The 13557-nt window shown below is 58.3% G+C and carries 8 protein-coding genes and 1 tRNA gene; 5 read left to right on the top strand and 4 right to left on the bottom strand.

The window, feature by feature from the left end:
• Nucleotides 1-2 precede the first annotated feature (2 nt).
• The gene (prpB, locus tag CFBP4996_RS17835) at nucleotides 3-914 is read left to right on the top strand and encodes a methylisocitrate lyase (RefSeq protein ID WP_080854350.1); all 912 of its coding nucleotides are present in this window, start codon (nucleotides 3-5) and stop codon (nucleotides 912-914) included.
• 96 nt (nucleotides 915-1010) lie between these two features.
• Here prpB and CFBP4996_RS17830 read toward each other — a convergent pair.
• A tRNA-OTHER gene (locus CFBP4996_RS17830) sits at nucleotides 1011-1107 on the bottom strand.
• A gap of 625 nt (nucleotides 1108-1732) precedes the next feature.
• A complete protein-coding gene (locus tag CFBP4996_RS29550; RefSeq protein ID WP_080854351.1) occupies nucleotides 1733-2236 on the bottom strand; it encodes a helix-turn-helix transcriptional regulator in 504 nt (167 codons plus the stop codon).
• Nucleotides 2237-2480: 244 nt separating this feature from the next.
• Between CFBP4996_RS29550 and CFBP4996_RS17825 the strand changes: the two genes are divergently transcribed.
• Nucleotides 2481-4268 (top strand): AAA family ATPase, encoded by a 1788-nt coding sequence (locus tag CFBP4996_RS17825; protein ID WP_233283564.1) that lies wholly within the window; start codon nucleotides 2481-2483, stop codon nucleotides 4266-4268.
• A 35-nt stretch (nucleotides 4269-4303) separates the two neighbouring features.
• Here CFBP4996_RS17825 and CFBP4996_RS17820 read toward each other — a convergent pair whose 3' ends face one another.
• Nucleotides 4304-7027 carry a TrlF family AAA-like ATPase gene (locus CFBP4996_RS17820; RefSeq protein ID WP_080854353.1) on the bottom strand — a complete coding sequence of 908 codons (2724 nt, stop codon included), beginning with the start codon at nucleotides 7025-7027 and terminating at the stop codon, nucleotides 4304-4306.
• 128 nt (nucleotides 7028-7155) lie between these two features.
• Here CFBP4996_RS17820 and CFBP4996_RS17815 point away from each other — a divergent pair, with 128 nt between their 5' ends.
• On the top strand, nucleotides 7156-8181 hold the full coding sequence (locus CFBP4996_RS17815) for a HamA C-terminal domain-containing protein (RefSeq protein WP_162936077.1): 1026 nt from the start codon (nucleotides 7156-7158) through the stop codon (nucleotides 8179-8181).
• A complete protein-coding gene (locus CFBP4996_RS17810; RefSeq protein ID WP_080854355.1) occupies nucleotides 8178-10796 on the top strand; it encodes a DEAD/DEAH box helicase in 2619 nt (872 codons plus the stop codon). Before CFBP4996_RS17815 ends, CFBP4996_RS17810 begins: the two co-directional genes overlap by 4 nt.
• A 45-nt stretch (nucleotides 10797-10841) precedes the next feature.
• On the opposite strand, the gene CFBP4996_RS17805 is transcribed toward CFBP4996_RS17810, so the two are convergent.
• Complete coding sequence (locus CFBP4996_RS17805; RefSeq protein WP_080854356.1) at nucleotides 10842-11354, bottom strand: hypothetical protein; 513 nt, start codon at nucleotides 11352-11354, stop codon at nucleotides 10842-10844.
• Between the two features lie 497 nt (nucleotides 11355-11851).
• Here CFBP4996_RS17805 and CFBP4996_RS17800 point away from each other — a divergent pair, with 497 nt between their 5' ends.
• Nucleotides 11852-13435 (top strand): site-specific integrase, encoded by a 1584-nt coding sequence (locus CFBP4996_RS17800; RefSeq protein ID WP_162936078.1) that lies wholly within the window; start codon nucleotides 11852-11854, stop codon nucleotides 13433-13435.
• Nucleotides 13436-13557 lie beyond the last annotated feature (122 nt).

Here is a 13557-nt window from a genome sequence, read left to right as displayed (position 1 = left end):
GAATGAATTATCTCATGCCTACGGATCAGGATCTAACGTCGGCAGGCGAAAGGTTGCGCCTCCTTTTGTGCGCGCCTGACATCGTCAGAATGCCAGGCGCGCACAATGGCCTTGCGGCTCTCCAGGCAAAAACAGCGGGCTTCAAGGCGCTGTATCTGTCTGGAGCGGCGATGAGCGCCTCCATGGGGCTCCCCGATATTGGCATCCTTACGCTGGAGGACGTGCTGTTCTTCACCCGCCAGATCGTCAGGGCTTCGGGTCTTCCGCTGCTGGTCGACGGCGATACCGGCTTTGGCGAGGTCCTGAATGTCATGAACACGGTGCATCGTCTCGAAGAGGTCGGCGCGGCGGCCATCCAGATCGAAGATCAGGTCCTGCCGAAGAAATGCGGTCACCTGAACGACAAGAAGCTCGCCACCCCTGCGGACATGGCCGCAAAGATTGCGGCGGCGGCCCGGGCCCGACGGTCTCTCGTGATCGTCGCACGGACGGACGCAGTGGCCGATGAAGGAATGGAACGGGCGATCGACCGCGCTCGTCTATATGTGAAGGCCGGAGCGGACGCCATCTTCCCTGAAGCTCTGACGACCGAGGCCATGTTCGCCGAGTTCGCAGCCGCTGTGGACGGCGTTCCTCTTCTGGCCAATATGACGGAATTCGGTCGCTCTCCCCCCATGACGGCCGACGCGCTGCAGGCGCTCGGCTACCGAATGGTTATCTGGCCGGTCTCGTCGCTCCGGGTCGCCAACAAGGCGCAGCAGGAGCTTTATGCCGAGCTTGCCCGTGAGGGAGCCGTAACAGATGCCATCCACAGGATGCAGACCCGCGCCGAACTCTACGATCTGATCGACCTTGCGGGTTATGAAGCGCTCGACGCCAGCATCGTTGCGAGCAGCCTTCCGCAGGCGCAGTAGGCTTAGAAGCGTCACCTGAACGCCAGATGAGCAGCATCGAAACAAGCGGACAAGGGAAAGCGCCTTGCATTTTCGATAGCAAATAAAACAGGAAAATGGCGTCCACGAGAGGATTCGAACCTCCGACCCCAGGATTCATACCGCTTCGGCTTTCGCCGCCGTCCCGCCGTTTGCCGGCAAGACGTTCGTGGTCTGGACTGTCCCTTCACCATGGGCCTTGCGGCCTTTAGGTGCTGCCCATCCAGTCTCTACACCTTCACCGGATTTCTCCGGAGCTTGGCTCGGGATTGGCATGCTGGAAGACCAGCGAAGCTTTCCCCGACTTTGAGCAGATCGATTGCGTCGTTTCCGGGCGCAACCCCCAATTTGTCTTAGGAATCCTGTGCTCAACTAGGGGCGAGGTATTCCTTACCGGTGTTTACCGTTAAGTGTGGACTGGTCTGTGTTCGATCTCTCTAGGGGATCGAACACTCGCCGCTAGGCGGGGAAGAGTCATGCGAGCAAAGCTCGCATTCCGTTATTGTCAAAGGGCCGGTGATCGGGCCATCGCCACATGTACGGCCCGAGATCACCGGCTTCCTTTGACTCAGAGAGCCGGCCGCAGGCCGACCGTCTCGGCGAAGCCGATTTGGACCCGGCCATCGGCCGGGCTTGTAGAGTAGCTTAGCAACCGAGACTGAGTTCAATTTTGCCGCGGCGCGTGTGACGGCGACTTTCAAGTTGGCTTACCAGGGTGGAAGAAGTGGCTACCACCTTCGTATTCAACTCCGAGAAAGTGCCAATGGGGCAGGCTCCTTCTTCGCGGGACGCACGTCATATCATCGCCGGAGCGTCCAGCTTGGTCTCTCCCGCAGAGGCTTCAAGAACTCGACCCCTTGCTCCTCGATGGCTCGTTGTAGCAAGTAGACTTTTTCAGCACCGACGTTTCCGCCTCTCTCAAGACGGCGCACAGTCGTATGGGCAATACTAGAACGAGCAGCGAGCTCAGCTTGAGTTAGCCCTGCCAGTACGCGCGCCGCTCTGAGAACGCGGCCGGGCACCGGGTGGTAAAGATCGTCTGCAGCATCTGGGCTTGGCGGAGGCGCGAGTTCGGTGCTGAAAGTGATAGCCCATTTTTCTCGCTCTACCGGTGCAATCAACGTCACCCCGAGACTTTCGAAATGGCTCCGCAATCTGCCGAGGATATCGAATCCAACGATTCCTTGCTCACTCTCCATTCTGTGGATGGTGCGCGTCGATACGCTCGTCGCTTTCGCGACGTCAGTCTGACTGAGGTCAAGGGCTTCCCTTGCCGCGTGAAGAAGGCGGTGCACGGTCTCCATCCGCCATCAATTTCAGGATTCAAAACTGTTGACAACACGCTCGTAAATCAGACATCAATCGGCGAAAATATGATCCGAATCGGCGTCATTAAGCAATGTATCGCTGATCGATATTTGAGAGAGGGCGAATCATGTCAATCCGAATCCTTGCACGCGCCGGCCTGGCCAAGCATAGAAGGTCATAGAAATGAGGCACAGGATCACCGCTGGTGCCTTCAAGGAGCTCCGCAAGCGGCCGGGAGTCATGCTGAGCTATTTTGTGCTCCGTCGAACCCTCCGCCATACTGCCCAGTTTCGCGGCGACCTGCCCGGCCTGATCATCGTCATTGTTGACAAGCAGTGGGTTGGACGGTTTCATCGAGCGGGAGAACTTCTCCTCTCCGGTCAGCGTCAAGCGTTTTTCAATGCCGAGACGTCGAGGCATCGCGTCGTAACCATCGAGGGCGGAGCAAAGAGGAAGGTAGATCTCGACGTCCTCCGATACTCGGCACAGACGATTGTGATTGCGGACAGCTTCGACGTTCTTCCAGCTAAGGCAAGGATGGCAGCGGACGAAATCCTGTATGTTGACAATCCAACACCACGACATGTGCAGGCTATTCGAAAGCTGACCGGGCGGAGCAAAGTCGACACGGAGACAGCCCGCCGCGTGGCGAATGGAAGCTGGGACGAGATCGATGCTCTGCTCTGCCGTCAGTCACTGGACAAGGCGACTTATCAGACACCAAAAGGAGAAAAGGAATCAAGCGTCTCGGTCCCCAAGCTTTCGGAGTTGCCGGGCTTCGTATCGGTCCGTCTTTGGGCGTCAGAACTTGCTACCGATCTGGCTGCCTGGCGGGCCAGAAAGCTCGAGTGGTCAAACGTCGACAGGGCGGCGGTTCTGATCGGTCCGCCTGGCGTGGGCAAAACGATGTGCGCAGAAGCACTTGCTGCCGAACTGGGACTGGCTTTCGTCTCGACGTCGGCGGGCCAGTGGCAGTCGGCAGGAGGAGGCTATCTAGGCGACATGCTAAAATCGATGCGTTCCTCTTTCGAAAAGGCTGCCGCGTCCACGTCCGGGGCGCTTCTATTCATCGACGAGCTCGACTCGATAGGGAACCGCGAACACGACAGCAGAAATACTTACTATGAGACTCAGGTCGTCAACACGTTCTTAGAACTGACGAGCCGCGATATTCCCGGAGTCGTGATGCTAGCTGCGACAAACCGAGTCGATGACATCGAACCCGCAGTGCTCCGCTCCGGGCGCTTCGAACGCCAGATCTTCGTGGGTTTGCCGACGCGGGAGGAGCGAGCAGATATCCTTTCCTATCATCTCGGGAACTTCGGCTCTGAAAGGATTCGTCGCTGGACAGACCGGCTCGAAGACTTCAGCCCGGCGGATCTGGAGCGCGTCGCGAGGGCGATAAAGAGGTCTGCTCGTTCAGCGGGCCGTGACGTGACCCTTGTGGACGTCGAAGCGGGCATGCCTGCGAAGGTCAGTATTCCTGAAGACGTGCTTTATCGCGTCGCTGTGCACGAGTGCGGGCACGCCATCGCTGCTATGTCGTGCGACTTCATCAGAGAGGTGACAATTGAACTGGCGGATACGATCTTCGAAGATCGGACGGCTCAGCTTGGGGGCCAAGTCCGCTACGAAACGAAAGATCTGGTGATGCCCACCGAAGATGTTCTGCGAGCGCAAATCAGAATTTCTTTGGCGGGTCTCGCTGCGGAGGAAATGGAGCTGGGTAACAAGAGCACGGGTGCGGGAGGCCACATCGGATCAGATCTCGACTCCGCGACGAGGACCGCCCGATTGATGGTCGCTACGTGGGGAATGGGACGGGTTCCGCATTTCCATGCGGAGCGGAGACAGCTAGAGCGAAGTCACAGGCTGTCAGGTGAGACGTCAGAAGAGATAGGAAAAATCCTCTTTGAGGAGTGGAGAAATGTTAAAGATCATCTGAGGCTTGAACGAGAGAAGCTGCTGCAGATGACGTCGGAGCTACTCGCTAAGCGCACCATTAGGCTGACCTCATGGAGGCTCTGACTGGAACGCCTCCAGCCCGTTATCGAACCTCCCGACTAAAAGCCGTATTTGGCGCGACGGGTGGTGAACGCACGCTGCCCGCCCTCAAGCAGGTTCTTGACGAGATCCTTGATCTCCGGGACGTCGATGGACCCACACAGGTTTTTGTCAATGACCGTCCTCTCGACGCCGCCGTCGATGACAGGCCTCAGACCCACGATCTGTTCGGCATCACCAAGAACCGGGATGTTGGCGTTGTGGCTTGAGAATATGAACTGTCGGCGGCGCTTCTCCACTCTCATCGCAGGAACGATGCTGTCGGCGATGAACCTGTTATCAAGGTCGTCCTCGGGCTGGTCCACTATCAGGGGAGCGTTGGATTCCAGGAGCAGAAGAAGCAGGACCGCCGTCGCTTTCTGGCCGGTCGACAACTCATCGAGCTGCTTCCACGTCTGTGCGCCTTCGGGCCCCACATTTAGTTCGACCACCGCTTCTGCCGGCAGGTCGCACTCCTCGATCTCAAGTGCGAGGGCATCCCCTTGCTGCGCAATCTTGTCCGCGCCGACGATCGAGAAGCCGTAGGTCGTTTGGAGTGCCTGTGACCCTGCGCGGACGGCGGTAGCCAGGTCGGTGAGAGCGAGGGCGTCGCGGAGTCGGAGCTTTTCAAGAGGCTGCGTCAGGTTGCCACCGACACGATGCTTTAGGATAGCCTCCAGCGGTCCGAGGTCCGAGTTCTGTCTGATCCGGACGCGCACGCGGTCGGTCAGCCTCTGGGAGACCTTGCGGGCGGCAGCTTCCAGAGCACGGTAGTCTTTTGCCTTGAAGGTCTCCCATTCGACAAGCAGGGATTCGCGCTTGGTTCGTGCCAACATCAGTTCGGCGACTAGCACGTCTCTCTCGGCTTCCTTAGGCTTCAACGTTTCCACCTGGTTCTTGATCGAGACGAACTTGCGCGGCTCGTGGCCTTCGGTCTCGAGTTCTCGTACCAGCGTTGCGAACCGCTTTTCCGCGGCCGTGTTTAACGGATCCCAGTCGCCCTTCACCGCCGCGATTTCCAGTTCTGCAGCCTCCGCAGCGGCAGACAGAAGGGCGGCTGCATTGCGGCGAGCCTCGTCGATACCCAATGCCATTTTGTTCAGTCTCTCCAGCAGTTCCCTGTTCGGAAGATCGACGTCCTCGCCAGGGGTCATCTTCCGAGGTTCTTCTACTGACCTAAGCTCCTCGGCCATGGTCGAAATGTTGGCAACTAAATCTGAGGCCGCTGCAAAAATCCGAGCTTCGGCGTCGAAACTCGTTTTCTCGGTCAGCCGTTCTTCCAAGCCGGCAGTAGCGAAGCGAGAAAGGTTCGCCCTCAGCCCCGGCAGGGCGGCGAGCTGCTCCTCTATTTGACTGAGGTCCAACTTGAGGGCGCCGATCGAGCTACGAGATCTCTGGAGACGGTCGCGCATCTTTCTCCGCTCGTCGCCGACGTCCGCGTCCGCCGATGTGAAGCGGCGGAGGATCTCGGCAAGCTTGTCAGGATGCCGCGTCAGTTCCGAAATCTCGTGCTGGCCGAACACCTCGACATCACCGATGAAATCAGCGGGGGAAACGTCGGGCACACGGTTTCCAGCCTGATCGTAGACGACCGGGGACTGTCCCATGATGCGAGTGATCAGGTAGTACTGCGGAGAAGGCTTAGGCAGTCTGATCACGATCGAAACGACGGAACTTGGTTTGAGCACCTGCTTGAGGATCGCACCATGGCTTCGTCTCGCCTCTTCGCCCTTAGGTTCGACACCGAGAACATATCTGATGCTCTCGATCAGCGTGGACTTGCCTGCCCCCCGCGCGCCGACAAGCACGTTCAAGCCGCTGTTGAGGCGTAAAGACTGTCCATCGAGAAGTCCGCCGGCCCAACCTATAGCGACGATTTCTCTGTGATCATCCTCGTCGGGATCGGTATTGAGTCTGATCCGCGATTCCCAGTCGAGAAAGCCCTGCCGTAGGCCTTCGATGGAAACGGAACTCATCTTCACCAGCGTCGTGCAGCTTTTGTCCGCGAACCCTTCTGGTGAGGTCACGTCGTTTGCGTTCACGATGCAGATCGGACGGTCCCGCTTCGCAGTCGCGTCGTTGTTGCGCAGAATGTCCAGACAGGTCTGCGGAGCATCTCCTCTCGGTCCAGCGATTGCGGCCGCAAGGAGATGCTTGGACTTCCATGCCTGCGCCCTGGCGTGACCCTTCAACGTCGTCAGGAGACCGCTCGCGCTGCAAACGTGCGCTGCTATGCAGATGCCGCCGGTATCGGCGACCAACTGCAAGATCTGTTCGCAGGTCTTTCGGGCGATCGGTGACGGCGCGGTGTGGTCGACGATCTCGCATGCGCCGATGTGCCGTTCGATCGTTCCAAGGGCAGTTCCCGGTTCGAACAGGCAAAGGAGATGGATCCCTTCGCTAGAGTTGGCCTCAAATCCTGGAAAGACGACGATGCCCGCAGCCTCGAGTGCTCCCAAGAGGGACGCTGCCGACGAAACGCGGAAATGGTCGGTGAGGCCGACGACCCCCACGCCAGCAGCCACACAGGCGCGGACCATCGCCTTGTTATAATCCACCTCCGTGGCGTAGGTGTTGGCGACGGCGGAATGCCGAGCGGCATACTCGAATGGATTGACCTGGAAGGCGCAGCGAAGGAAACGGGCTCCGTCAGGTCTCCTGATCGCCTCCTTGATCTCGTCGCCGAACCCGTGGTGACCAAGCAACGTAAGCAGGTCAGTCGAGGCATCGAAATGTCCGCCCATCGCGAATTCCTTGTGATCAAGCAGATCTATTAGAGGATTCGCATGCAATCAACAGGTGGCAGTGCGCGTGCAAGTTCAAGCTCCTCGTAATACACTTCTGCTCGAATCATGTTGTGGAACCATTCTACGTGGCACATGCCGATAATAATCTCGCAGCAGCGCTAGAGACGCTGCTCAATCCTTCGGACGTCGACGGCTACATCCGTTGCGCGGTGGAGCACATATTCGATCCGAATGCCTTGCCGCCGACGTCGCTGTTGCATCCACGATTCAACGAGGACGTTCCGCTTGTCGCGGATCTTGCTGCATTCCTATGGAGGCAATGCTTCTTCTACGCTCTGCCTCGCCGCAAGCAGAAGAAACTAAAGGAATCGATGGACGTCGATCCTTCGATGTCGTTGGAAATCTGGCGCGTCGTTAAGTCCGCGTTCATGGAATACTCAACCAAGAACCCTTCGCGGTCCAGCGAAGTTGGTGAAGTGATTGCATATGTACTCGTGCAGCATCTTCTAAAGGCTCCGCAGGTCGCGGCGAAGATGGCTCTAAAGACGTCGCCGAATATGCCCGTTCACGGGCTGGACGGTATTCACGCCACCTTCGATGCAGGGGCGATGACGGTCTTCTTTCTCGAGGCGAAGCTTTCATACGCCGCCAATGCCGGGGCGAAAGCCTATGCTGAGTCCGCCAGTGAGTTCCTCAGCGACCGCAAGCAGTATCTTCGCGAGTACGAGATCGTCTCCGACTTGGGAAATCTGGACTCCCTCTCGGGAGACGCGCGCGAAGCCGCACTCGGCTACTTCAACATCATGGAACAACGGCATCTGCAGCCGCGCGAGCGGTATGTTGGCGTGATCTGCTACTCCGAGAAAAAGAACTACGCCAACAAAGTTCCGGTGGGTCCCGGCCCGCTTGAGAAACATGAAGACCACTTCGCTGGTCTGCTTCGGTCCGACATCGAACGATTCCGGAAGGCTGCGCTGAAACATCTGAAGGCAAACGGCGCGGATCCTGCGAAGTGCTTCGTGTTCTTTCTCGCCGTCCCGGACGTCAACCAGCTCCGGCGCGACTTCTACGAGGCAATGGGGCTACCACCGCCTGCGGATATTCCCGATGACGAACATGCCGAGATCGTGGAGGAAGAGGAGAACGCGTGAGCTTTGCACTCGACCTTGCCAGCCGCCTTGTCAGCCATGTCTCTTTTGGGGCGATAATGCTGCGTCTTGAGACGTCGGCGGCCGCGGCGGCCATCAGCGCCGAAAACTCGGAAGAGCCGGAGCCGAGCGACGAGGAGATGGCGAAACTCCACTACTGCGCAAGGGTGTTCGCCCAAACCGAGGACACTTCCTACCGCCGGATCGCGCAGTCCATCGCCCTAAATACGCTTCTCCTGAAGAACCACCCGGATCTCGCGGATCGGAGTATCGCGCTGCTTACGGAGCTGGGTAACTTTCCAGCGGCGGATTACGCATACCGGCACTTCCCCGACCAGCCCGCCCCACGGCTGCTCGACGGTCTGGGCAGAGGTCTTTCTCGAGCCATGAACAGCATCCGGATCGGATCAGACCAGATTGCGCTTACCGACTTTCAAAAAGAGGCTTGGGACAGCCTGCCGGCGAATGCGGCGGTGGCGATATCGGCGCCGACCGCAGCGGGCAAGTCCTTCCTCGTTATAGAACATCTATGTAGGCTGGCCGAACTTCGAAGGGAATTCAACGCCGTCTACATAGCGCCGACGCGCGCCTTGCTTGCAGAGGTTCACGACAAGATCAACAAGCGCCTCGCGCACCGGACAGACGTTCGCATTTCCACGGTGCCGACGGCGGACCTGTCATCGCGCAAGCACGTCTATATCCTGACACAGGAAAGATTCCAGTTTCTCCTCGCCGCCGATGTCAGCTCCTTCGATCTGGTGGTGGTCGACGAAGCGCAGAACCTGTCGGACGGTCCCCGCGGCATGATTCTACAGGAGTGCCTCGAGCAGGTCTTAGCAAGGGACGAGCGGACAAGGATGGTGCTCCTCGCCCCCGGCGCAGGCGGGTTCCAGAAGCTTGCCCAGTCGCTCGGCAAGGACGATTTCCATGAGCAGCGGTCGCAGTTGCCAACGGTCTTGCAGAACAGGATCGTCGTCCGCAAAGGAAAGGACGCGCATTCTCTGAACCTCCAGCTCCTGACGCCAGAAGGGCCGGCGCAACTTGGATCGCGCGAAAGTGACCGGAATTTCGACCGTCCTTCGTCACGTCTCGCTGAAATCGCGCTCGAACTCGGAGCTACCGGCGGATCGCTAGTCTACGCGACAGGGGCGGACAGGAGCGAGACCGTCGCGTCCAAGTTGGCGGACGGTCTGCCGATGGTCGAGGACAGCGCCGTGGACGACCTCGCCTTGTTCATCCGAGACCACGTCCACAAGGAGTACGGCCTTGCCGAGCATGTGCGGCGAGGTGTCGCGTTCCACTACGGGAAGATGCCGACGCTTCTCCGGGAGAGCATCGAAGCCGCCTTCAAGGCGGATGTCATCAAGTTCCTAGCCTGCACTACGACCCTGTTCCAAGGTGTCAATCTGCCAGCACGAAACGTCTTCATCGACACCCCAAAACGCGGAAACTCGGGACTTCTCGATCCCGCGCAGTTGTGGAACTTTGCTGGTCGCGCCGGTCGGATGAACAAGGACATTGTGGGCAACGTGTTTCTCGTCGACTACCAGGACTGGGAGGTGAAGCCGCTGGATGCCTTCGTGCCGTTCGAGATCGCTCCTGCGTTCGAACGTGTCGTTGAAGAACGCTTTCAGGACGTCGTGCGCGCAGTACAGGGTGAAATGCCCAAGGTGGGCAGACGTGACGAGGTTTCTCCTCGTGTCCGGGCTGCCGCCGGCCTTCTCATAACGAAGTCCGCCATCGGAACTGTATCCGAGTTCGTAGAAAGAGCACTTCCTGACGTCGCCGAAGACGATAGAAGGAGCCTTGTTGCTGCTGCGTTCGAGGCAAATGACAGGATCGAGCTGCCTGCGACGCTGCTGACCACTAATTGGACGGTCGATCCATATGGTCTGCGCCGACTCTATGACTTCTTCATTGAGCAGATCGAACTGGGAAATGTCGACGGCCTCATTCCGCCGGAGCCGCACGACGACGGCGCCAAGGACGTCTACAAGGAGATATTCAAGATAGTTCAGCGAGAGGTGAACAGGACGACGATAGCAGCAGGCACCTACCATGCCGCGGTTGGCGGGATGGCCGTACTCTGGATGAAAGGCGTCCCGTATCCGAAGCTCATCTCACTTCAGCTCCGGCGTGCACGGCAATTGCGCGATAAGAAACTCGCTCAAGCCCTGCTCAACGCCGACGATTTGACGCCGAAGCAGCGTGGCAACCTCGAGCGGCCGGTTGATATCGATGCCACAATCCGGCGCACCTTCGACATGATCGAGGATGAAGTACGATTTCAGTACGTGCAGCTCGGCAAGGCCTACGTGGACGTTCTCAAGTTTGCCTTGACGGAAAATAACATGGCGAGGCTTGCGGTGAAGATCTTCGACTTTCCCGTAGCCCTCGAACTTGGCGTCGCGACGCGGTCAGGATGGTCCTTCATGGAGCTCGGTCTGTCGAGGATATCCGCGTCAGCATTGGAACCGCATTTCCGTAAGCACGATCCAAACATGAACGTCGGCGCCGCAAGACGGTGGCTGGCAGATGCGCCTCTTGCCGACTTCAAGCTCAATCCGATCATCATTGAAGAAATCAGACGTCTCGGCCTGGTACCGGAAGCAGCGTAGTCGTCTTGCGACAAGACGTGGGTGGATCGCTGCTCATCAGCGGCTTCAGACTGACGAATTTCCCTGATCGTCGCTGGCATCCAAGAGAATCCAGCCCTCATTCTTGATGTGCTTGAATTCCTTCCCTCGGCGGAGCGCCGCGCGAATGAGCTCGATGAGCCGCGTCGAGACGATGTGGATGCCCCTCTTCTTCATCTCGGACTGGATTTCCGCCTGCATCATGGGGCGGCCCATTTCTGCGAGGATGAGCCTCGCAGCGGCCCGGATGCGGGCCGACTGGCTTGCCTCGTCACCGGTAGTGTCAGACGGAACGGCAGGCGCCTTGCGAGCCGTGGATATGAAGTCGAATGGTTTGACTGGGCTGGCTTCCGTCTCCATTGCGGTCATTTCATTCCGGAACAGTTCGATACGCTTCCTATTTCTAGCCAGGTCCTCTTTTAGGGCGTCGATGTGCTCCTGAGCGCGACGTTCGAACTCAGCAAGTTCTGCTTCCTTCTCGCGTACTCTCTCCTCAAGCCGTTCTACCAGTTGTAGCAAGGCGCTTTCCGGCTGCAGCATCGGATCTCCAGGTGCGTGCGTAAGGGGTTGTACGCGTACAGAACGGCCGGTATGTTCAACCTACCGCATGATTCGCGGGCAATGAAATGGGGGGACGCGCTGGAACGCAACCCCCCGACAGCAGACACCCAAACCTACGACGGAAAGGAGGCCACATGCGGCATTCTTAACACTACCTGTACGATTACGCCACCCATTTGATCGGATTTCATCCGACGGTCCGTGGGCTGCGTGCAATCCAGCATTTGCGGCTGTTTCCGCAGATGATGACGATCTTTCGTCATCATTTGTGGCGGCGTTGCATGAGCAACATATCCCATAAACTACGTTCTCGGACGCCGCCGGCGAATCAGCGGCCGACAGCGCGTGCGTACGCCACACTGGGAATACTGAAGCAGCGATCGCTCGCTCGCCGCCAGTCCGCCCAGCGCGAAGTTGCGCCCGCGAATGCTTCCGGCCGCGCTTTGCCCGCGTACGTCCATTCTCGCGAGACTAAAATGAAGAAAGCGTCTGGAAATATATCGCCATCGAAGCGAAAGCTCGATCTGACAAATATCGAGCGTGGGCTCCATCATCTCGTAGTCAAGCAGATGGTCAGAACGGAGAGCGGCCCCCGCAGACTTCCTAAACTGTATATCTTAACTCCGGACGGTAATGGTGGCGTCCGGCCGGAACCTTTCGAGCCGATCCTGGAGTACTTCGAGGATCGGTCGGCCATGTCATTTCAATGGAAGAAGAACGCCTCGCGCGCCATGGGTCTGCTAATCGACTATGCCATGGCGATGTCCAATACGGAGCGGTTTCATGAGTGGGAGGTGCAGGGCAAGCTTCAGCGTCGCCTTTTTCGCGGTCTAGCTGTCGCGCTCGTGCACGGAACCGCCGCCTTGGACAGCAGCGGGCGTCTGCAAGACGGTACGAATCTCCATTGGAAGCCACTTGGACGCCGCCAAGCCGGCGTACTACTCTCGTCACTCACCCTCTTCTTTAGATGGTTACGTGAAGATGACTCGAACTCAAGGTGGGCAGCAGCCGGATCCACTGAGGAGATTGGGAAGCACCCAAGCGTGGCCCTTCGGCTCGCTATCGAGCTCCAGATACGTTGGCAGAGTTCATTACTCGGCCACTTGAAGGGTGTGCCGCGGCATCCTTCTCATCCGTATCCGTTCGTGTCCGGGAAGCCTCCACATTCCGAGGACGCGGTGCCCACCTTTCCGTCGACGCATGTGATGCCCTTCCTGCGCCATGGCTTCATGGATCCTCGCGGAGATCGAAACTACGAAGCCGAACTCGTGGCACATCTGACCTTTGGGCTTGGGCTTCGTGAAAGCGAACCGTTCCACCTGTACGTTACCGATGTCCAGTTTGTCCAAAATGTTCCCTGGGTCTTTTTCCACCACCCCGCAGAAGGAAAGGTAATGGACGGACGCGGTGGACTGATCACTCGGAGAGAGTACCTTCGGCAGTTCGGGTTGCTGCCCCGCAATGAAGACGAAGGAGCGCGAAACGAAGCCGGTTGGAAGGGTATGTCAGGCGACGGGGTAGGCACGCCCGGCTTCTGGCTCCCCATAGATCCAATCCGGAACCGATCAGCCGAGTTGCTTAAGAGATATATTTTCGTCACGAGGCCCGCGATCATGGCGGCTCGACCGCGTTCGGCAGGTGATCATCCCTTCCTCCTTGTGAATCCAAGGAAGATCGAGGGTTGGGGTACCGGAGAGATGGGAGACCCCTATACCATCGAAGCCTTCGAAGGCGCCTGGGAGACCGCTGTCGAAGGCTTCGGCCGGCGGGTGCAAGATCCAAACATGGCTCATATGCGCAAGCATAATGGGAACACGCCTCATGGAGCGCGTCATTTCTACGGCAGGTTTCTCTATAGCGCCGGTGTCGATGGAACGGTGATCCAGAGGTGCATGCATCACAGGACGTTGGACGCCCACAAGGCATATACGCGCCTCACGCCATCCGAAATCAATGACATTCTTCGTAGAGCGAGACACGGCGAACGGCCCGACCCGCCATTCCACGACCTTAGGAATGAGTTCATGTCGCAGTTTGAAAATATCCCACCAGCAGTATGACGAGGAGAATGTCATGACGAATGAAGATAAAGGTCTTGATGACTCGCAAACCATAGACAGCGTGGAGGTGTTCTCGCGAACTCATGGTTTTGTATCCCCCGGTATACCCCGCTGCCGTCCCC

It is taken from the genome of Agrobacterium leguminum (assembly GCF_005144435.2).
Lineage (GTDB): Bacteria > Pseudomonadota > Alphaproteobacteria > Rhizobiales > Rhizobiaceae > Agrobacterium > Agrobacterium leguminum.
The sequence above is the reverse complement of the archived record's forward strand: the minus strand, read 5'-3'. Positions and strand labels throughout refer to the sequence as shown.